The 21,327-nt window shown below is 59.5% G+C and carries 11 protein-coding genes; all 11 read right to left on the reverse strand.

The features are described 5' to 3' along the window. Positions 1 to 4 precede the first annotated feature (4 nt). Positions 5 to 1,048 (reverse strand): aldose 1-epimerase family protein, encoded by a 1,044-nt coding sequence (locus tag DX909_RS07700; RefSeq protein ID WP_128544565.1) that lies wholly within the window; start codon positions 1,046 to 1,048, stop codon positions 5 to 7. A 97-nt stretch (positions 1,049 to 1,145) separates the two neighbouring features. Further along, positions 1,146 to 1,934: a 3-keto-disaccharide hydrolase gene (locus tag DX909_RS07705; protein WP_128544566.1), complete on the reverse strand. Its 789-nt coding sequence runs from the start codon at positions 1,932 to 1,934 to the stop codon at positions 1,146 to 1,148. A 29-nt stretch (positions 1,935 to 1,963) separates the two neighbouring features. Further along, positions 1,964 to 4,678 carry a c-type cytochrome gene (locus DX909_RS07710; RefSeq protein ID WP_128544567.1) on the reverse strand — a complete coding sequence of 905 codons (2,715 nt, stop codon included), beginning with the start codon at positions 4,676 to 4,678 and terminating at the stop codon, positions 1,964 to 1,966. Positions 4,679 to 4,903: 225 nt separating this feature from the next. After that, entirely contained in the window at positions 4,904 to 6,412 is a 1,509-nt protein-coding gene (locus tag DX909_RS07715) for a RagB/SusD family nutrient uptake outer membrane protein (protein ID WP_128544568.1), read from the reverse strand. A gap of 66 nt (positions 6,413 to 6,478) precedes the next feature. Next, the gene (locus tag DX909_RS07720) at positions 6,479 to 9,904 is read right to left on the reverse strand and encodes a TonB-dependent receptor (RefSeq protein WP_229310981.1); all 3,426 of its coding nucleotides are present in this window, start codon (positions 9,902 to 9,904) and stop codon (positions 6,479 to 6,481) included. Positions 9,905 to 10,067: 163 nt separating this feature from the next. Next, positions 10,068 to 11,165 (reverse strand): FecR family protein, encoded by a 1,098-nt coding sequence (locus DX909_RS07725; RefSeq protein WP_128544569.1) that lies wholly within the window; start codon positions 11,163 to 11,165, stop codon positions 10,068 to 10,070. Between the two features lie 84 nt (positions 11,166 to 11,249). Beyond that, positions 11,250 to 11,891, reverse strand: coding sequence for an RNA polymerase sigma factor (locus DX909_RS07730; RefSeq protein WP_128544570.1), 642 nt, complete (start codon positions 11,889 to 11,891; stop codon positions 11,250 to 11,252). 210 nt (positions 11,892 to 12,101) lie between these two features. Then, positions 12,102 to 13,535 carry a DUF1501 domain-containing protein gene (locus DX909_RS07735; RefSeq protein WP_128544571.1) on the reverse strand — a complete coding sequence of 478 codons (1,434 nt, stop codon included), beginning with the start codon at positions 13,533 to 13,535 and terminating at the stop codon, positions 12,102 to 12,104. A gap of 3 nt (positions 13,536 to 13,538) precedes the next feature. Continuing rightward, positions 13,539 to 15,899 (reverse strand): DUF1549 domain-containing protein, encoded by a 2,361-nt coding sequence (locus DX909_RS07740; RefSeq protein ID WP_206512972.1) that lies wholly within the window; start codon positions 15,897 to 15,899, stop codon positions 13,539 to 13,541. Positions 15,900 to 16,277: 378 nt separating this feature from the next. Next, complete coding sequence (locus DX909_RS07745) at positions 16,278 to 17,780, reverse strand: RagB/SusD family nutrient uptake outer membrane protein (protein ID WP_128544572.1); 1,503 nt, start codon at positions 17,778 to 17,780, stop codon at positions 16,278 to 16,280. Positions 17,781 to 17,791: 11 nt separating this feature from the next. Beyond that, on the reverse strand, positions 17,792 to 21,193 hold the full coding sequence (locus DX909_RS07750; RefSeq protein WP_164851217.1) for a TonB-dependent receptor: 3,402 nt from the start codon (positions 21,191 to 21,193) through the stop codon (positions 17,792 to 17,794). Positions 21,194 to 21,327 lie beyond the last annotated feature (134 nt).

The following is a 21,327-nucleotide window of genomic DNA, read 5'->3' on the forward strand; positions in this document are numbered from 1 at the left end:
GTATTCATGTTAAGTCAGTGTGTTCATTGGTAAGAATATCGATCTCCAGATCGTATACGCGCGTTTCGCCGGGCTGGAGGAAAATCAGCGTGTTTTCGGCCCGGGCCCGGGCCTGCCCGATGGGCGGGTGGGTGCCGGGTTCGATGCCGGTCACGTATTCGCCCCTGCCCCAGTGCTGCCAGTTGGTCAGGCAGGGAAGCTGGTCTTTCCGGAAGCGCAGACGCAGGAACAGACCGATGCGGTCGTTTTTCAGCCCGGCCGTACACCAGCCCGACGCATCGGCGGTGGGGTAGATGATGCCGGCGGCCTCTCCGGTTCCGAGGTGGGAGTCCAGGGGGGCGGGGCAACGGCGGAAATCGCTGCCCTCCCGGAAAATGGCATTGTCGCCTTCTCCCCCCCGGCTTTTCCAGTCGCCTTCCCACACGATCTCCGTGCCTTCGTCGGCCAGCGGCCAGCCGAAGTTGAAGTGATACAGCATCATGTGGGGAGCGGGCGTGTTGCCCCGGTTGACGACCTCGTCGTGGAAGCGGATGACGGGTTGTCCGAGCGTGCCGGAAATGGTGCGCTTCAGTTCCAGCGTCGGGCCGAAAACCTTCGTCTGCCGGATGCGGCCGGTGAGGCTAAAGTCGAGGCTGCCCCCGAGCGGGTCGGGCTGAAGGATGGATTCAATCTCGGCCGGGGTGTTGCTGATGGGGCCGTGCAGACCGCGTTCGCCGTAGGCGTCGGATTCGGGGCCGCCGACGTGGGTGAGGCCGCAGGTGGTCAGCAGCCCCCCGGTGAAGGTGCGGAGCCAGTCGATGCTCCGGTCGGTGGAAGGATCGGGGGCGGTGACGCCCACGGAACTGATCCAGCCGAGGCTGTGCCGGTTGAAAAAGGCGTCGGCGATGTCCATGGCCCGGTCAATAACGACTTTGTAGCGCAGGCCGGTGCCGGTGTTGATCCAGGCAATGCGGGTGCCGCGTCCGCTCCCGTTGTCGAGAACGGCGGTTTCAATACCTCCAAGCTGGGAAGGATGGGATAGTTTGTCGGTCCAGGGATTCGGGTTCAATTCGGTTCAAGCAGTTAACCCCTGAATCCCCTGAAGGGGACTTTGAGCCGACTTTCCGGATAAAGTCCCCTTCAGGGGATTCAGGGGTAGTTACCAATCAGTTCTGTTTCAGCAACAGGTTACGATACTGCACCTTCATGGGAGGGCCGACGTGTACCTGGACGCCCAGCAGCCCTTTTTTCGCACCGTTGACGGTATCTTCATCGGTTACGTCGCTCATCAGAACGCCGTTGACGTAGTGCTGCAGGCGGTTGCCTTTTACGATCAGGTGGAACGAGTTCCAGTCCGCTTTCTTTATAAAAGCCTTCAGCGAGTCGGAGCTACCCAGCGAACCGACAACTTCCATCCCCGTCCAGGCATTCCGGCTCACCTTCGACCGAATAGCTTCGGGCGTATTCGGCCCGTCGTACGGTTTGATGACGGTCTTCTGCCCGCGGTAGGCCAGCGTGGTCCGCTTGCGTTCCTCGTAGTTCTGGCCCGTGTAGCGCACCTGTCCGTCGATGTCGGCCTGGTAGCCCCGGAGGGCGAAGGGGATGTCGGTCAGCTGGTCGCTGCGGTAGTTGATGCCCGAGTTGCCGGCTTCGGTGATGTTGAACTCGCCTTTCAGCTCGAAATCCCCCGGTTCTCCGCCCCGCCAGATGATGAACGAGTTGGTTTTCAGCAGCGTGGTGGGGGTAATTTCCCCCACCAGATTGCCGTCTTCCACCCGCCAGTAGGTGGGATCACCGTCCCAGCCCTTCAGCGACTTCCCATCGAATATTTTGACGAAACCTTCCTTCTTTTCCTTCTTCGTCTGTGCCAGAACGGTCGTTCCGAAACCGCCGGTCAGGAGGGCGGCCAGCAGAACTCCGGCCCGGACAGACTGTAAACCCATATGCTTCAGCATGGTGATCGTTACCGGTTTTTCGCCAGAAATTATTTACCTTTTGAAGTAGCGCCGGCGGTTTTATACACCTCGTGCTCCTGGTTCCCGCCCGATTTCAGGTAGGCCATCAGGTCCTTCAGTTCTTCCGGGTTCAGGGCGTTGATCAGGCCCGGCAGCATCACGGATTCCATCGAGAACTTGGTCGAAGCCACGTCCTTTCTCGGAATCTTGCGGAGCTGATCCGGCGCAAACGGGTTCTGGGAGATCGAGTAGTGCGTCTTGTCTTCGTTCACCAGACGGCCCACAACGGACTGCCCGTTTTTCAGGACGAAGATGGTCGATGCATACTGATCGGAAACCGCCTTGTTCGGGTTGATGATGGCATCCAGAATATCCTTGTTGGAGAAACGGGTGCCGAGCTGGGTCAGATCCGGACCGATGTCACCGCCCTCGCCCCGCATGGTGTGGCAGCGACTGCAGAGAATGGCCGAATAGATCTTCTTGCCGGTTTCGAAATTCCGGCCCGCCAGCCCGCCGGTTTCCACCGCCGTCACGGCGTCGTCGAGCTGCCAGCGACGGCCCGGGCCTTTCGGTGCATACGACAGCGCCAGGTCGTTGCCGGAGCTGGTCAGCAGTTCGGCGCCCGACAGCTTGTTGTATTTCTCGAATTCTTCCTTCGGTACGTTGGCGAGGGCCAGCTTACGGGCCTTGTCGATAAATCCGATGTAGCTGCGGCCTCCCTGATACCCGAACGCCTTGGCGAACCACTTGAAGTACTGCTCCCGCAGGGCCGGCGTCCACCCGGTTTTCGCGCTGCTCAGCATGGTCGCGTAGTAGGTCTGCTGGGCCGGCGGCATTTTTTCGAGCATCTTGGCGATGTCCAGACCATACTGCGGGTTGCGCAGGATGAGGTCGTTCGAGGCCGTGACGGTTTCGCCCCCCACCGGACCCTGGGTTTCATCCTTGCCCTGCAGCAGTGCCATCGTTTTCTCGACGGCCCCCGGTGCCTCCAGCGAGATGAGCAGCTTGCTCAGGGCGCGGTTCAGGTTCGGGGTTTTGGCCGGATAGCGCGGGCTCAGCATAGCGATCATCTTTTCGCGGTCGGCGCCTTCGGGCATACCCATCCGGGTGATGACCAGCTCCAGGGCCCGCATGAGGTCGAGCTGCTGCTGTTCGTTCAGGCCCTCGAACTTGTGGCGGAGCAGGCTGTTGAAAGCCTGGCTTTTCAGGGTCGGAGCGCCGTGGTGTGCCAGGGCGATGAGGGCATAGGTCGAACGGACGGGGTCGGTTTCGGCCAGGGCCTTTTCCTGCCACTGCGCCACCGGCTGGTGTTCGACGGCCACCCGGGCGGCATAGCGCACGAAGCGGTCGGGGTGGTTCAGGTGCGGCCAGGCAGCCTCGACGGCCCCGGCTTTCTGCCCTTCATGATACTGTTCCAGGCTTTTGCGCAGCTGGGCCTCGGCCGTCGGGGCCGGTGTCTGGGTAGCCGCGGCTACGGACTCGCTGCCGGTGTAAGTGATGCGGTACAGGTCCGACTCCAGCCGGCGGCCGCCGGTCAGGAAATACAGCGAGCCGTCGGGGCCGATCATCCCGTCGGTCAGCGGCAGCGGGGAGCCGGAGATGAATTCTTCGGCCGTGGCGTTGTAGGAACCGCCTTTCGGCTGCAGGTGAACGGCATACATGATCCCGAAGCTCCAGTCGAAGGCATAGATGGCCTTCTGGTATTTCTGCGGGAAACGGGAGCCGCGGCCAGCAAACACGCCGGTCGGTGAGCCCTGGCCCATGTTCAGCACGGCGGGCAGACAGTCGGCGAAATAGGGCGACCAGTTGGTGGCAGCCGTCCGCCAGCCGAACTCGGCCCCGCTGGTAATGTGGCAGATCCGGGTCGGTTTGTACCACGGCAGACCGAAATCCCATTCCATATCGGAGTCGTAGCCGAAGATGTCTCCGGCATCGTTGAAGGCAAAGTCATAGGTATTCCGGAAGCCGGCGCCGACCAGTTCCCAGCGTTTTCCTTCCGGGTCCAGTTTGGCGAGCCAGCCGCCCGGCGCCATGCGGTCGGTCGCGTGACCGCGGGGGTCCTTGATCTGAGGGAAGAGGTTGTCTTCCTGCCAGACACGGGGCAGCCGGTAGGCGTCCATCTGCGGCACGTCGGTGAAGTTACCGCACATGACGTACAGCGACTGCTTGTCCGGCGACAGCACGATGCTGTGCGGGCCGTGTTCGCCCTCCCCTTTCAGTTCTCTGATCAGGGTTATCTTGTCGTACTGATCGTCGCTGTTGGTATCCTGAAGCCGGTACAGGCCGCTGCCTTTGTCAAAGTTCTGGTTGCTGCGGTTGTTGACCATGACGTAGAGGCTGTTGAAGGCATAGAGAAGGCCCTGGGCGTATCCCATCCCCACTTTGGCGTCGTTCGTCATCTGGCCGTCGGCCAGGCGGATGTTGAGTTTTTCGATTTTGGGTTTCTGATTGCCGGAGCCGACGGGCGGCATTTCCAGGCGGTACAGGAAACCGTACTGATCGGAGGTGATCATACGGCCCTTGTCGTCGAAGGTCATCGCTACCCAGGAGCCCTGCCCGTTTTCGGAGGGGCTGTACAGGTGCTCGGCCTTAAAGCCGGGCTGCAGCTTCAGTTTGTCTATTTTGGGATTTTCCGGCGCTTTCTGGTTGATAGCCGCATTCTGCATGCTGATCCAGGAGGCCCCGATCAGAACAAGACCAGAAACGGCTGCCAGGATTTTGGCCGGTCTGAGTGAAGAAAACATAGGTATACGGATTTAGATAATATGCTTCAGATAATCGTACCTCCTGAAAGGGACACCTATTATAAAGACTCGCAAGGGCGATACTTACCCTTCCCGTAAGACGTTTTAACCACCCCCCAACCCCCTCCTTGGTAAGGAGGGGGTGTTTCACCACCAATTCCCTTCGGGGAGTTGAAATCGAAGGGATAAAGCCCCCTCCTTACCAAGGAGGGGGTTGGGGGCGGTTTAAAAATACGGCGTCAGTGCGGCTTCGACGGCCGGGAGGGGATAATAATCCTCCAGGTTCGTGAAGGCGTTCGGCGGGGGCACGGCCCCTTTCGGGAAATAATACAGCAGCGGGTTGGCTTTGATCTCGTTGCCGTAGGCGGTGATCACTTCCTTTACGCGGCCGGTCCGCACCAGATCATACCAGCGCTTGTTCTCGAAAGCCAGTTCGACGCGCCGTTCACGCCAGATGGCCTGCCGCATGTCGGCCTGAGAAGCGGCCGTCGAAGCGCCCAGACCGGCCCGCGTCCGTACCTGATTCAGATAGGGAGCGGCTTCGGCGGTTTTGCCCTGCTCGTTGAGCGCTTCGGCCAGGAACAGCAGCACCTCGGCGTAGCGGTAGACCGGCCAGTTCTGGCCGGTGTTGTTGTGCAGCGCGTGCGTCTTGGCGTACTTCTTGATGTACGGATACGTCTTGTCGTCGCGCAGGCTCTGGCTGAGCGTCACGGTTCCGATGGAAATGTCCTTCCGCTTGTCGCCGGCCTCGTAGGCCCGGATCAGGTTCGGGGTCGGCACGTTGTTGTTCTCGCCCGAGAGCGGCTGCGGGTTCGAGGTACCGGTGATCGGACCCAGTTCAGCGGCCGTGATGGGCGTCGGAACAAACCGGTAGATATGGTTCCCGTTATACCCGGCGGAGCCTTCCTGATACTGGATTTCGAAGATCGACTCGATGTTGTTCTTGTTCCCGGTCGTGGTCGAGACGACGTCGGCGTAGTCGGGCATCAGCTTGTAGGTATCGTTCGTGACGATGTCCTTCAGCACGGTTTCGGCCTGCGCCCATTTCTTCTGCACGATGTACAGGTTTGCCAGGGCGGTTTTGGCCGCTCCGGACGTCGCCCGGCCCGCATCCTGCTTCGCCTTGGCGGGCAGCAGCTTGGCGGCTTCCGTCAGGTCCTTCTCGATCTGGGCATACAGCTGCTCGGCGGTGGCCAGTTCGGCGGCTGCGTCCGTCCGGCCCGTGACCGGCGTCAGGTGCAGCGGAGCCTTCCCGAAAATGCGGGCCAGCTCGAAGTAGGAGTACCCTCTCAGAAACAGCGCCTGACCTTTCACGTTGTTCTTGATGTCGGCCGTGGAGAAGTTGATCGGATCGATCAGGGCCAGGATCTGGTTCGTCCGGGCGATGATCTGGTAGTGCAGGCGGTAGAATACCAGCACGTTGTCGTTCGCCGTGACGCCATTGGCCGACGGTACGGCAAAGTCGGCGACGTTCTCGGTATTTTCCACGGCCCCGAACAGCACGTTCCGGGCGTAGTAGGTATTGTCCGAGTGCATCTCCTGCAGGACCCAGGCCCGCTCGTTGAAGATCTGCCGCAGGGGCACGTAGGCGGCATTGACCGCCTGCAGGAAGTCGGATTCCTTGGTAAAGAAGGTGGCCGAACTGAGGTTCGTCTCCGGAACGACGGTCAGGAAGTCCTTACAGCTGGAGAGCGAGAGGGCAATCAGACCGGCTAATATGAATTTTGCTTTCATCGTTATCGTCATAAAGGGTTTACACTGACCTGCCTCACCGGGGGGTGCCGGCAGGTCGTCCGGCAATTAGAAATTCAGGTTGACGCCCAGCGTATAGGTACGCGGAACCGGATAGTTCGAGAAATCGACCCCCTGGCTCAGGTTACCGCCGTCGCCGTTCCCGTCACCCTGCGCGCTGGTTTCCGGGTTCGGGCCGCCTTTGTACTTCGTGAATACATAAGCCTGCTGAATGGAAGCGTACACCCGGGCCGACTTGAAGAATTTCCGTACGGTACCGATGTTGTAACCCAGCGTAATGTTCTTGATGGTGAAGAACGACGCATTGTCGAGGAACTGCGTGCTGTTCCAGTCGCGCTCGATCCCGGTGAAGTTCCCTCCGTTGTTGGTGGCGCCGAATCCGCCATTCCCCGGCGTGATCACGGTCGTCGCCTTGCCGCTGGCGTCGTTTTTCACCCGGAAGCGGTCTTTCACCCCGGCCACCATGTTGAACACCCCGTCGAGGTTGGCGGTGCTGTACAGGTGACGTACCCAGAGCTGGTTGCCGTAGGAGCCCGAGCCCACAACCGACAGATCCCAGTTGCCGTAGGTCACGCTGTTGGTGATCCCGTAGGTGAATTTCGGGAAGGGCGTACCGATGATGGTCCGGTCGTCGGCATCACCGCCGTAGGTGATGACCCCGTCGCCGTTGACGTCCCGCATCTTGATGGTTCCGATACCTGACCGCCCCGGAATGATGGGTGAGTTGGCGAGTTCTTCGGCGCTCATGTAATAGCCCTCCTTGACCAGACCGTAGAACTGCCCGAACGGCTGGCCGACCTGGGTGATGTGGAACGTACCGTACACGCGGTCGATGCCCGGCGCCAGTTCCAGCACCTTGTTGCGGTTGAACGAGATGTTGGCGTTCGTCGTCCATTTCACCTTGCCTTCGGTGTTGCGGGTGGTCAGGGCGAACTCATGGCCCCAGAACTTGATCTCCCCGATGTTGTCGTTGAAGTTCGTGAAGCCGGATTCCTGCGGCACCTGAACGGCATAGAGCAGGTTGGTGGTCCGCTTGGTGTAGTAGTCGTAGGTGAACTGGATACGGTCGTTGAACAGCCCCAGGTCCAGACCGAGGTCGAGCTGCTTGGTCGTTTCCCAGCCCAGGTTGCTGTTGGCGAGCGAAGTCACGACGGCGCCCGTGGCGACGGAATTGCCGAAGACCGCGTTGACGGTATTGTTCACCAGCGCATACTGGGTGTAGTTCCCGATGTTGTTGTTCCCGATGATCCCGTAGCTGGCCCGCAATTTGGCGAAGGAGACCTGCGTGATGGGTTTCAGGAATTCCTCGTCCGAAATGACCCAGCCCAGGGAGGCCGAGGGGAACGTACCCCAGCGGTTGCTGCTGCCGAAGCGGGATGATCCGTCGCTCCGGATGGCGGCCGTCAGCAGGTATTTGCCCTTGTAGTTGTAAGTCAGACGCGACAGCAGGGAGGTCAGCGACCATTCGTTGATCCCGTTGAAGGTGTTCTGGCCGGCCCGGTCGATGTTCAGGGCCCCCTGGATGGTCGGCAGGCGGTCGTCGGCGTAGGTGTTGGCCTGCACGCGGGTGAACTCCTGCCGGAACTGCTGGTTGGTAAAACCGCCGAGCAGTTCGAAGTTGTGATCACCGAACGAACGGTTGTAGGTGATCAGGTTTTCGTTCAGCCAGCTGATGTTCTCCAGGCTCTGACGGATGGACACGGCCGTGGTCGGGATCGGGACGTTGATGGCGCTGGTGGCCGTCGACGGGTTGAAAAAGAAGAACTTGTTGTTCTCGAACTCGATGTTGATCGTCGACTTCAGCGTCAGGCCTTTGAGCGGCACGTACTGGATGAAGGCGTTTCCGAGCAGTTTGGTCTGCTTCTGCTCGTTGGTCAGTTCCTGCGCGGCCCGTACCCAGTTCGGATACGCAAAAATGTTCCCCGTGCTGCCCGGGAACTGGTTGAATTTGGTCAGCTCGCCGTTCTGGTCGTAGATCGGCATCACCGGCCAGGTGTGCAGGGCGTTGAACAGAATCCCGGTACCGCGGTCACCGTCGGTGCGGGGCGTATTGTCGTATACATACTGCGGAGCTACGTTGAAACCGACCCGGATCTTCTGGGAAATGTCGTAGTCGGTGTTCATCCGGAGCGAATACCGTTTGTATTTATTGTTGATAATCACCCCTTCCTGGCTGAATACCCCGCCGACGATGGCCGTCCGGGAACGCTCGGTGTTGGCCGTCACGGTCAGGTTGTAGCTCTGGATCGGAGCATCCCGGATCACGGCGTCGTACCAGTCGTTGTTCTTGCCTTCATACTGCGACGGATTCTGGAATTCGGCCGGAACCGGCTGGTTCATATCTTCGTAAAACTCCTTCTTGAACTGCGCGAATTCGACGGCGTTCAGCATTTTGATCCGGCCGCGCTCGGGCACATTCTGAATCCCGGCGAAGGCGTTGAAGCTGATGTTGGTCTGACCGGCCTTTCCGCGCTTGGTCGTCACCAGCACGACCCCGTTGGCGGCCCGTGAACCGTACAGCGAGGTGGAGGAGGCATCTTTCAGGATCGTAATGTCTTCGATTTCGTCCGGGTTCAGCGCACCGATGTTCCCCGTGATCGGAAAGCCGTCGACGACATAGAGCGGATCGCTACCGGCCGAAACCGACAGCTGGCCCCGAATCCGGACCGACATCCCCTGGCCGGGTTTCCCGGTGGTCTGGTTGATCTGCACCCCCGCCAGACGGCCCTGAAGCTTCTGCGTCACCTGCGAAACCGGAATGTCCCGGATTTCCTGCTGGCTCACCGTCTGCACGGCGCCGGTCACTTCTTTCTTGAGCTGGCTGCCGTAACCGACCACGACGACTTCATTCAGCGTCTGGTCGTCGGGGGTAAGCTGGATCGTCAGGGTCCGCTGATTGCCGACGGTCACTTCCCTCTTCTGATAACCTACCGAGCTGAAGATCAGCACGGAACTGGCGCCCGGAACGGACAGCCTCCAGTTGCCGTCGACGTCCGTCGTCGTACCGCGGGTCGATCCCTTCACGACGACGTTGACGCCCGGCAGACCGGCCCCTTTTTCGTCGGTCACCCTTCCGCTGATGTCCTCATCGAGGCTGGCCCGGTCGGCTTTGTTGTCGCGGTTGAGAATGATCTGACGGGATTCCACCTTATAGCTCACCTGAAGCGGAGCCAGCAGACGGTTCAGAACCTCGGCCAGCGATTCGTTGCGGGCCGTCAGCGACACCTTGGGAGCCGAGGCAAACAGCGAGGAGCTGTAGGTAAAGCTGACGTCGGCCGCCTGGCCCAGCTGGAACAGGGCCGACTTGACATCCTGATCGACAATGGTCAGGGTGATTTTCTTGCCCAGAATTTCCTGGGCGTTGGTGTTATTCGCCCACGCCAGACTGGTCATGAAAGTTGCCAGCAGGCACAGGATTGCCGATTTTTTTACTAAATGCCGGAAGGCATCTGAGATGGTAGGCCTTTTTTTCATAATGTTCTAAGGAGATTGGGTTTAGTAAAATCCGGATGCGCGCAATCCCTTTCGGGCAGGACAGGCGGGGCAATCAGCAAGGTTAAGATTGCTTCGGTAAGTCCGGTGCCGGATGGAGGCCGACACCTTTCCTGTTTTTGGTTCACGGTCATTCAATTCAGCGTTAAGGGTTGCAACCATTACTTTTAATGACGACCTGGCTCTGGTCGATTTCATAGGTAGCTCCAATGGCCTGGCAAATCGCACTCAGGCGTTCGCGAAGGTTTTCGTCCCGGAATGACGTATTGATATAACAATGCTCTAAATCGGCTTCATTAAATACCAGCTCGACGCCGTACTGCCTTTTCAGGCTCTTTAGCACCAGCGGAACGGCGGTGTTGTCGAAGACCTGATCCCGGTTCAGCCGGTTCCGGCCGGGTTCGGTCTGTTTCAGGTCCAGCTTAGCCATCCGGTTTTCGTCCCGGTAGAAGACGGCCTGCTGGTTGGCCGTCAGCACCAGGTGGTGGCGCTCGCTTTCCGGCGTCCCGTAGCCCCCGTGCCGCGACTCGACGGCCACCTTCCCCGTCCGGACCGTCACCCGGGCGGTTTCGTCCTCCTTCCGGACTTCCACCCGGAAGTTGGTGCCGAGCACCTGGGTAACTAACTCCCGGCTATACACGACGAACGGCCGACGTTGATTTTCAGCAATTTCGAAAAAGGCCTCGCCCTCCAGAAACACCTTGCGCCGGTCGGCCTCGAACCGATCCGGAAACTGAAGCCGGCTGTGACTTTCGAGCGTAACCACGCTGCCGTCTTCCAGCAGCACCGTCATCGGCCGGTCGGTGTGGTTGATTTTCTCCACCTTCTGCTGCTTCCGGGCCGTCGGGCCGGTCGGCTTTTCGCCGGGGCGGTTCCGCATCCACCAGAATCCGGCCGCGCCGAGCAACAGAACGGAGGCCGCCACCCACATCAGCTGCCGCAGGCCGGAAAAGAGCGGGTCCGAACCGGTTTTTTCCGGCCGGGCGGCTTCCTGCCGGAGGGCGGCCTGCACAAGGACCGCAATGTCGTGCTGCACTTCGCTGGAATCGATGGAGGAGGTGAAGCGCCGGTTGATTTCTTCCAGAAAAGCCCGGGCCTGCCGGACTGCGTCGGCCCGGTCCGGATTCTGTCGGACCCACTCCTGCCAGAAAGGGGCGGAAGGTCCCCCGGGATGTTTTACCCAATCCCGAAAGGAGGCCTCCTGAATGAAATCTTCAACTTCATAGTTTCGGTACTCTTTCATGAAGAAGTAGAACTATTTACCCTTTCATGAATTGAGTTCCGGTTCTCAGAGGAATCTAACCAAAAAATCTACAATTTTTTACACTTATTTTTCTATGAAGGAAAGAAGGGGAAGACTGATCAGAAACAGGACCGAAACGCTGCTCATGAACCACAGATTCCTGAGTTCTTTCAGCGTACGGGAAAACAGGTTATAGACGCCCTGGCGGCTGATGTTCATGACTTCAGCAATCTGGTCACAGTCCATACCTTCGTAAAAATGCAGAAAGACGATTTCGCGCTGACGCCGGGAGAGCGCCCCGATCACCTGGTCGAGACGGGCGCTGGTGATCTGGCGGATTTCATCCTGAATGAGGAACGACTCGATGGTGGCCTCCTCGCCGGCCAGGTCCGTATCGAACGGCAGTTCGTCCACTTCCGACAGACGCTGCGAGCTCAGCCGGGCTTTATAAAGTTTGTTGCGATAGGCACCGAACAGATAGGCTTTAATGTTGGCCGGCATCGAGATCACTTCCCGGCGGGTCCACAGATCCAGGAACAATTCCTGCAGGATATCCCTCAGCAGCTCCCGGTTCCGATTCACTTTGAGGCCGTAGTTCAGCAAAGCCGGATAATATTGCTCGGCGATTTTTCCCAGGGCGGTAGCGTCCCCCATCCGGAAGCGCAGCCACAGCTCTTCGCTGCCGGTTTTTACAGGCTGACCTTCAACAAGCTCTTTCGATTGCATTGAAGCTTCTTAGTTGGTAAACTACAAGTATTCACTGAAAAACTTCAATTAAACAGCATTTCCGCTCGGGACCATCCTTTACTCTACTGCCTTCCCCCAAAAAAGGTGATTTTCTGAAATAAACTTTTCCGACCACCCCGTCCGGCCATGAAAAAACGGCGCAACCCGGGAGAAAGGCCCGATTTGCGCCGTTTTGCGGGGTGCGGTTCTTCAGGCCAGCAGTTCCATGACGGCCTGTCCCTTCCCGTCCGGTGTGGTATAGAAGGGCCGTTCCTCGATCTCGTAGTGGGTGTCGCCCGCAATGCCCAGGGCGTGATAGATCGTCTGGTGGATTCCTTCGATTTTAATGGGTTTCTCGATGGTTTTGCAGGGCCGCTCGTCGGCAGTTTTGCCGTAGACGAACCCGCGCTTGATGCCCCCGCCGAACATCAGGATGGAGCAGCCGTCGGTGAAATGCCGGTGCATGCCGTAAAATTTCAGATCGGACAGGATGTCGGGCTGCCGGACCTGTTCGAGAACCTTGGCGTCGGGGCGGCCTTCCACCATCATGTCGCGGCTGAACTCACTGGCCAGGATGATGAGGGTCCGGTCGAGGTGGCCGGTCTTGTCGAGGTCCTTGATGAGCTGGGCCACGGGGCCGTCGATCATCTTCTTCATGCCCTCCAGGCGGGTATGGCCGTTTTCGTGCGTATCCCAGCCCATGAACGGCTCGTATTCGGTCGTCACGCTGATGAAGCGGGCGCCCTGCTCCGTCAGCCGGCGGGCCAGCAGACAGCCCAGCCCGAACCGGCCGGTATTGTAGATGTCGAAGGTTTCCTTCGGCTCGGTGCTCAGGTCGAAGGCTTTCGCTTCGGGCGAGTTGAGCAGCATATAGGCCTGCTCCATCGACCGCTTCAGCGATTCCTTCTGGTAATCGCTGCCGAACTCCCCGAACGGCCCTTTGCTGATCAGTTCGTTGTACAGCTGGTTCCGGCGCTCGAACCGTTTGGCATCCATCCCGACCGGCGGCCGGACGCTCTCCAGCCCCTGCGTGGGGTCCGGGATAAAGAACGGGCCGAATTCGTTGCCGAGGAAACCGGCGGTATGGAAGGCCTTCAGTTCCTCCCCCTCCCCGACCGTAAACCGCTGTCCGATGTCGATGAAGGCCGGGATCACCGGATTTTTAGGGCCGAGTTCCTTGGCGATCCAGGCCCCGATGTGGGGAGCGGCCACCGTCTGCGGGGGTTCGTAACAGGTATGCCAGTGGTACTGATGCCGGGAGTGCAGGATATGGCCCAGGTCGGCGGCCACGTAGGACCGGATGAGCGTTCCCTTGTCCATCACTTTTCCGATGGACTCCAGCCCTTCGGAGAAGTGAATGCCGTCCAGAACGGTCGGCACCGACTTGAACGTACTCAGCACCCGGTTTCCTTCCATGCCCTTCTCGAAGGGTGTATACCGTTTGGGGTCGAAGGTTTCGGTGTGGGCCATGCCGCCGGCCATCCAGAGCAGGATCACCGTATCGGCCGAACCGTCGGTCTGGCCCGGTTTTTTGGAACGGCAGCCGGAAACCAGGCTCGTCATCGGCGCCCCGGCCGCGAGGGCCGCCAGGGTGGCCGCGCTGGTCCGCTGCAGAAATTCACGTCGATTCCAGGTCGTTTTCATTGGCTACAAAATCAATTGAAATTCAGGGTGTAACGTAATGGCCCATACCAGGTCCTGGATACCGGCCACCGTCGGTTTTTTACCGAGGGCCTGCTCGGCCAGCGCCAGTTCTTTCGGCTGGGGGTCGCGGTTCAGCGCCTTGCGGTAGAGTTCCCTCACCAGAAGGTCGGTCGAGGGGTATTTCTGCCGCCACATTTCCGCCCCCCGTTTCAGGGACTCGTTGAATTTGGTTCCGTTGGTCAGTTCCAGCGCCTGAAGCAGGTTGGCCTGCGACGCCCGGCCGGTGCTGACGGTTTCGCGGTTCGGGCGGCCGAGAGCCGTCAGGAACGGGTCGTTTTTCACCAGCGCGGCCCGCGGGAAGGGAATCTCCTTTTTAATTTCTTCCGGCAGTCGCTTCATCACCAGGGCCGAGTCGGCATAGAGCGGGTTGAAGGCTTTGCTGACGGCATCGGCAAACTGCTCGGCGGTCAGGCGCCGGCGCACCATGCCCTGGAAGACGAAATCCTGGGCGGTGATCAGTCCTGCATCCCGGATTCCGACCGAGGGCAGCTGATAGGTTTTGGAGGTCAGGATGTTGTACACCAGCTTTTTGATGTCGTAGCCGTTGGCCGTAAAATCGGAGGCCAGGTAGTCGAGCAGGTCCTGGCTCCAGGGTACGTTGTCCATCGCATCGACGGGTTCGACGATCCCGCGGCCCATCAGCTGCGCCCAGACCCGGTTGGCGAGGGTCCGGTAGAGCCGCCCGTCTTTCGGCTGGGTCAGGAAGTCGGCCAGCTGGCGAAGCCGTTCTTCGGTCGGGGCCTTGCCGCTGATCGACCCCAGTTGGCTGAACAGGATTTTGGTATCGGCCATCTTGCCGGTCGGCTTGTCGCAGCGGTGAATTTCCAGCGTACTGTCGGCAAAGATGTTGGCGAAGGCATAGGCGTCGGCCAGTTTCCAGTCGCTGATGAAGCTGTCGTGGCAGGACGCACACTTGAGGTTCAGACCCAGAAATACCTGTGCCACGTTCTGGGCGGCCTGCATTTCGGTGCGCTGGCTGGCGTTGATGGTTCCCCGCCATTTGATGCCCTTGACGAACCCTTCCGATTCCTTGTTCGGACTGATGAGTTCCTTCACGAAGAGGTTGTAGGGCTTATTGGTTTTCAGCGCATTATACAGCCACTTCGTAATATCGAACCGGCCGCCGGTAATGTAACCGGTTCCGGAGTAGTCGTTTCGGAGGGCGTCGTTCCAGAAGGTCAGCCAGTGCTGGGCATAGTCTTCGTCCCGGTTCAGGAGGCTCTGCACGAGCACTTCCCGCTTGTCGGGCCGGTTGTCGGCCACGAACGCCTGCACCTCCTCGGGCGAAGGCAGCAGACCGATGACGTCCAGATACACCCGGCGAATGTAGATACGGTCGTCGACGGGCGACTTCCAGCTTTGTTTCTGCTGCTGAAAATAGACGTTGACGAACCGGTCGACCGGGTTGGTCAGGTGGGCGGGGCCGGCCGGAATTTGGGGCGTCCGCGGTTCGAGGGCAGCCACGCGGTACACGCTTTTCTCGGCACCGGCAGGCCAGGGCGCGCCCTGTTTGATCCAGAACGTCAGCAGTTCGATTTCTTTTTCGTTGAGCCGCTTGCCTTTGGTGGGCATGGCTTCCTTATGACCGGCCGGAAGGGTGATCCGCCGGATGAGTTCACTTTTATCGGGATTTCCGGCCACGATGATGGGGCCGTGTTTACCGCCTTTGAAAATGAGTTCTTTCTTGTCTAAACGCAGTTCGCCCTTCGTTTTGGAGGCACTGTGGCAGTTGTAGCAGTTGTGGGCCATGATGGACCGCACCTGGAGGGTCAGTTCCTCGATCTGCTGCGGAGCCAGCGGCTGGTTGCTTACGTTGACGAACGCGAAGGTCGGATTTTCCGGCCCGGGCGTCTCGGGCGCTTTATCGAAGGGAAGAACGCTGGTCAGGTAATCGTCGCCGTGGGTCAGCAAAGCCCCATAATGGCCGGCCACCGTTACCCCGCCCACGGTCAGGAACAACAGGCTGCGGTAGAGCGGCAGGCGGTTTGCCCGCAGGGCCAGCACGGTTGCGATGGCGAGCGCCATGGTGGCCAGGCCGGTCCACTGGTGGACGGAAACGGTTTCACCCCCGTATTCTTCCTGGTTGATCAGAACCAGACCGAGAGCGGCCGCCACGACCGAGCTGATGGCCCCGATCCAGACCAGGGCCGAAATTCCCGCCTTCAGGTCGGCGGACTTCCGAATACGGCCGAACAATTCCAAAACCAGGGCCACCACCAGCAGACTGACCGGAAAATGGACGATCAGCGGGTGCAGCCGGCCGAGAAACTGCCAGAGCCAAAAGGATTCAGTTAAGACGGTCACTTGCTTTTAAGAGGTTGTATATCTGTGAAAATTACTAAAAAATATTCAAAAGACTCTCCTGTTCTCTGCTGGAACACCCCGGCCCTTTTTACCCCCAACCGCACCGGCGGCCCGGCCCCTAGAGGTGGTTTGGGGAAGGGTTTTGCCCTTCCGGGCGTTTTGGCATCCTGTTGACCACCCCCCGGCCCCCTCCTTAGCAAGGAGGGGGAGAGTGCGCTGCCCTTTTTCAGTCCTGCAGAGCCACCCCCTCCTTAGCAAGGAGGGGGCTGGGGGTGGTCTGGCGTCCCTCGTTCTTCAGGATGAACCCTTCCCCAAACATCCTCATAGAGGCTGAGGGTAAAACCCCCTCCTTGCCAAGGAGGGGCAGGGGGTGGTTTTTCAATACCCCGGATTCTGCGTCAGCTTGTTGTTGATCAGAATCTGCGGGGCCGGGATCGGGAAGTAATATTCATTGTCGGTATAGACGTAGTCGAGGGCGTTGAAGGCGATACCGCCCCGGTCGACGGTCGGTTTGGCCTTTTCACGGGCGCCGTGCGCGTTCATGAAAGCGGACAGTTCGGCCGGGGTTTTGGTCCGGCGCAGGTCGAACCAGCGATGGTTCTCAAAGGCCAGCTCCACTCTCCGCTCCTTCAGGACGGCATCCCGGAAGGCGACTTTATCCAGACCCGACAGGGCCTTCAGACCCGCCCGGGTCCGCACCTGGTTCAGATAGCCCAGGGCTTCGGCGTCGGGGCCGGAAGCCTCGTTGATCGACTCCGCCAGCATCAGCAGCACGTCGGCATACCGCAAAACGGGCCAGTTGTTGTCCGACCGGCCGGAGATGGTATGCGCATACCGGTATTTGTTCACGAACGGCATGGCCACGAACTTCCCGTTCAGGGTGTAGCCGGGCTGCACCGAGACGTCTTTCCGGAGGTCGCCGGGTTCGTAGGCCGCCATCATGTCGTTGGTCGGGATGTTCCGCCCGCCCGGCGTGGTGTTGGCAAAGCCCGTGACGGCGCCGGCCGAGGCCCGGGGCGCAAACACGTACACGAAGTTGCTCCACTCGCCCAGGTCGTTCCCGCCCTGATACTGCACTTCAAAGATCGACTCGGGGCCATTCTTTCTGGCGGGGTCGAAGTTGTCGGCATATTTGGCGTTCAGCGAATACCCCAGCGGGAGCACCTGCTTCAGGGTGGTCACGGCGTCGGCGTACTTTTTCTGGGTCAGATACACCTTGCCGAGCAGGCTCAGCGCAGCCCCCTTGGTCACGCGGCCCACCTGAGCGGCCGGATAGGTGGCCGGCAGCAGGGTAACGGCTTCCTTCAGGTCTTTTTCGATCTGCGCCCAGACGTCGGCCTGCGGAGAACGGACGAGGTCGAACGCCTTGTCGGGTTTGTCGAGGGTGTTGGTGACCAGCACCACATCGCCGAAATACTGCACCAGGTGGAAATAGAGATACGCCCGCAGCCACTTCAGCTGTCCTTCGATGGGGCCTTTGGCGGCCGCGTCGATGGTGGTGGCCCCGCTCATTTTCTCCAGCGCGTAGTTGATGTTATACATCGCCGAATAGTACTGGTTCCACATGTTGGAGATTTCGCCGTTCCCCTGGTTGACGGTGGAGAACTCGAATGCCTCCCAGCCGGCGGCTCCCCCGCGGTCGAGCGGGTTGAAGTCGAGCGTCGTGTTGTCCGACGTAAACTCCTGGAAGATGTAGGCTGCGTTGGTGATGGTCTGTAACTGTCCATACACCCCGTTCACGGCCTGATTGAGCTGCGTTTCGTTTTTATAGAAGAGGTCCGCGCCGATCCGGGTCGGGTCCGTCGTTACGAGGAAATCCTCCTTGCACGCGAACTGGGACAGGCTGAGAACCAGCGTACCGATTACGGTTATTTTTTTCATGTTCAGTCGAATTAGAAGTTTAACTTAAGACCAACCGCCATCGTTCTCGGAACCGGGTAGGACTCGTCGTCGTTGTTCAGCTCGGTTCCGCCCCGAACCCCGGCGTCCGGGTTGTTGCCCGGGTATTTCGTGAACAGGAACAGGTTGTTGGCCGTCACGAAGATGCGGGCGTCGCTCAGCACCGACCGGAGCTTGGGCAGCGTGTAGCCGAGGGTGACGGTCTTCAGCCAGACGTAGCTGCCGTCGTACACGTAGCGTTCGCTGCTCTCGCGTGACCACTTGAAGTAGCTCGTACCGCCCTGCGAGTTCTTGGCGTTTGGGTTCGAGCCGGGGTTCTGCGGTGACCGCCACCGGTCTTTCGCCTTGTCGAGGACGTTGAAAACCCCGTCCATGTTCATCGTCGAAGCCTCGATGTTCCGGTAGATGTCGAAGTCATGCGCGCCCAGGAACAGGATGTTCAGGTCGAAGCGCTTGAAATCGGCCGCAAAGGTCCAGGCCCAGGTGAAGGCCGGGTTCGGGTTGCCGATTTCGACCATGTCCTGCGTATCGTAGGAGACTACGCCGTCGCCGTTGGTATCGAGAAACTTCATCGCCCCCGGAATGGCGCCGTCCTGCTTCGGCCATGCGTCGATTTCGGCCTGGGTGTTGAAGATGCCCACTTTTTTGTAACCGTAGATCATCCCGATGGGCCGGCCCACCTTCTGAACGTTGTAGCCGCCGTAGAACGAGCCGTAATAGAGCATGTCGTTGGCTCCTTTGATGGCCAGAATCTTGCTGCGGTTGAAGCTGATGTTGGCGTTGGTCCGGAAGTTGACCGGTCCGATGGGAATCCGGAAGTCGGCCCCGATTTCGACGCCCTTGTTCTGCACCTTCCCGATGTTGGCCAGACTGGTCGTGAAACCCGACACGGCCGGGATCGAGATCGGCAGCAGCATGTCGTTGGTGATCTTGCGGTAGTATTCCAGTGTCAGCGACAGTTTGTTGTTGAACAGCGCCAGGTCCATCCCGAGGTCGAGCTGATTGGATTTCTCCCACTTCAGTTCGGAGTTGGCAAACGAGCTGACGACCTTGCCGGGTGCGAAGCTGTTGCCGAGGATGTAGTTGTTGGCGCCGACGAAAGCCAGGCTGGAGTAGTTCCCGATGTTGTTGTTCCCCGTGACCCCCCAGCTGCCGCGCAGCTTCAGATCGGTCAGCCAGTTGAACTTCGGCATGAACGACTCCTCCGTCAGACGCCAGCCGACGGACGCGGCCGGAAATTCCCCGTATTTGTTCTTGGCCCCGAAGCGGGAGCTGCCCTCCCGGCGATACGAAGCCGACAGCAGGTATTTGTCCTTGAAGGCGTAGTTGACCCGCCCGAAATAAGCCAGCATCGACCATCCCAGGTCGTACGAGTTTGAAGACCGGATCGAGGCCGAACCCAGGTACGGCACCAGGTCATCCGGGAAGGTGTTCCCGGTTCCCTGCACGCCTTTCACCTTCTCTTCCTGCGCCGTATAGCCCAGCAGGGCGTCGAGCGTGTGGTCGGTTCCGATTTTCGGCGTGTAGGTCAGCAGCTGGTCGAAGGCGTAGTTCTGAAGCTGTTCGTTGATTTCATTGGCCGTAGCGATCCGCGGAGGAGCCCCGGAGGTTCCGGTGGCGACCGGCAGACCGATCGTGGAAGGAACATACTCGCTGAAGGCGTTGAAGTTGACCTTGGCGTTGACCGAAGACCGGAACTTCAGGTTTTTCAGCAGGTTGATTTCCACATACGTATTGGCCAGAATGTCGGCGATATTGCGTTTGCGCTTCACGTTTTCCAGCACATACAGCGGGTTCGGGAAGCCGAATACCCCGTCGACGCCGTTGATGTACGGAATCAGCGAACCGTCCGGGTTGTAGGGCGTCGCCCGCGGGTCCATGAGCAGGGCCCCACCGACCAGCGCGCTCCGGCCGTCGGTGTTGGCGAGGTTCTGGCGGGTGAGCGAGCCGTTGATGTTCAGCCCGACGTTGATGAATTTATTGATCTGCCCGCCGAGGTTGCTGCGCAGGGAGATCCGGTCGTAGTTGGTGCGCTTGATCGTCCCCTGCTCCTTATAATAGCCCACCGAAATCATGGCCTTCAGCGGCCCCTGCCCGGAGGTCACCGTCAGGTTGGCGTCCGAATAAGGCGCATTCTGACGCATGATCAGGTCATACCAGTCCGTCGAATATTTGGTCTGTTCAGGAAAACGATAGCCGATGGGCACCTCGTCGATGGACGGTTCGCGGTTCTGCAGAATGCGGATCTGGTCCATGAACACATCCTTCTTGAACTGGGCGAACTCCACGCCGTTCAGCATCTTCACCCGGCGACTCATCGGCACGTTCTGTACGCCGTAGTCGAGCGACAGGTTGACGCCCACCTTGCCGTCCTTGGCGTTGCGGGTGGTGATCAGCACAACCCCGTTGGAGCCCCGCGCTCCGTAGATGGCGGTCGAGGCCGCATCTTTCAGAATCGAGATGCTCTCGATGTCGTTCGGGTTCAGGTTCTGACCGATCGACGTACCGACCGGAAAGCCGTCGATGACGTACAGCGGATCGCTGCCGGCACCCAGGGAGCTGATCCCACGGACCCGCACCTCGAACGCACCGCCCGGCGTACCGGCTTTCTGCTTCACCACCACACCCGGCGCCCGGCCCTGAATGAGCTGGTTGGCGTTGTTGGCGGGCTGCTCGCCGATATCCTTCATGTTGATGACCGACACGGCCGAGGTAATATCCTGTTTGCGTTGCGACCCGTACCCCACAACCACCACTTCTTCCAGCGCCTTGTCGTCGGCGGCCAGAGCAATATCGATCCGGTTCTGGTTACCGACGATGACTTCCTTTGTGGCATACCCCACGAACGAGAAAACCAGCGTCGCATTGGTTTCCGGCACGTCGAGCCGGAAGTTACCCGATGCGTCGGTCGAGGTTCCGCGGGTGGTTCCTTTCAGCACCACGCTGACGCCCGGCAGGCCGTCGCCTTTCTCATCTTTTACGGTCCCGGTAACGGGGCGGTCGGCGAAACTACTGGTGATCAGCGTACCCCGGGTGGCGGAAGCCTCCTGAACCGCCGGCATTTCCCCGGCGGTCGGTTCCATGTTGATGACGATCTGACCGCCCACCACGCGGTAACTGATCCTGCTGGGTTTGAACACCTCCTCCAGCACTTCGGCCAGCGGTTTTTCTTCCAGCTTCAGGGTCACTTTGCGCTTCGCCGGCAGCGACCGTGAACTATAGACGAATTTGACGTGAATCATGTTTTCGAGCTTGTTCAGCACGGTTCGAACGTCCATGTCCTTCACGGACAGACTGATACTTTTCTGAAGCAGTTCCTGGGCCGTGGCCGTCCGGGCGTAGATGTTCGTCGCCACCAGGAGAATCAGGCAGAATTGAATGAGCGTATACCTCATAAATCGAGCCGTTATTAATGCGATAGGGTCGAGGTTCTTCATTTCATTTTTTCTTTTTATCGTAGAGAGTTTCCAAATACCTTTTCTTTATCACGCCTGACGCCAGCGACAGGGCGAGAAAGGAATTAACAGGA

Source organism: Larkinella soli (assembly GCF_003703975.1).
In the GTDB taxonomy this organism is placed as follows: Bacteria; Bacteroidota; Bacteroidia; order Cytophagales; family Spirosomataceae; genus Larkinella; species Larkinella soli.